This window comes from Phyllobacterium sp. 22552, from assembly GCF_052044585.1.
Lineage (GTDB): Bacteria > Pseudomonadota > Alphaproteobacteria > Rhizobiales > Rhizobiaceae > Phyllobacterium > Phyllobacterium ifriqiyense.
In genome coordinates this window covers 1-493 of sequence record NZ_JBQENG010000021.1, presented here as the reverse complement: position 1 = coordinate 493, position 493 = coordinate 1, and the positions used below count along the sequence as shown (strand labels likewise).

The following is a 493-nucleotide window of genomic DNA, read 5'->3' as shown; positions in this document are numbered from 1 at the left end:
GAATAATTCTGTATGGCAGTGAATGGTCCGCTGCCGGTTGAACTGTCTGTGGCCGTAATGGCAAAATTGAACGTGCCCGCGGCTGTTGGTGTGCCGCTAAGGGCGCCCGTTCCCCCGTTCAAGGTAATGCCTGCTGGCAACGCACCAGCTGTAACCGCATAGCTATAGGGAGATGTCCCACCCGATGCCGTAAATGCCTGGCTGTAGGCCGTCCCTGCAGTAGCGCCTGGCAATGCACCAGCCGCCGGAGCAAGGGCAAGTGTGGTTGGGCTGACCGTGATTGACACGGTGGCAGGTGCCGACGTGCCTGACGCATTCGTGGCGGTGTAGGTGAAACTGTCCGGTCCTGCATATCCTGGTGTTGGCGTATAGGTAATTGACGTGCCGCTTGCCGTGGCGGTGCCATTGGCAGCCTGGGTAGCCACGGCAACCGAGGCGGGTGCACCGCCTGTGATATTCAGCGTAATCGGATTGGCATTCGAGTTGAAGGCAA

General features: G+C 59.2%; 1 protein-coding gene. It reads right to left on the bottom strand.

Going from position 1 to position 493, the window contains the following annotated elements; translation table 11 throughout:
• The coding region (locus ACTJI9_RS22465; protein WP_440811037.1) for a putative Ig domain-containing protein at positions 1 to 493 on the bottom strand (493 nt) is incomplete at both ends.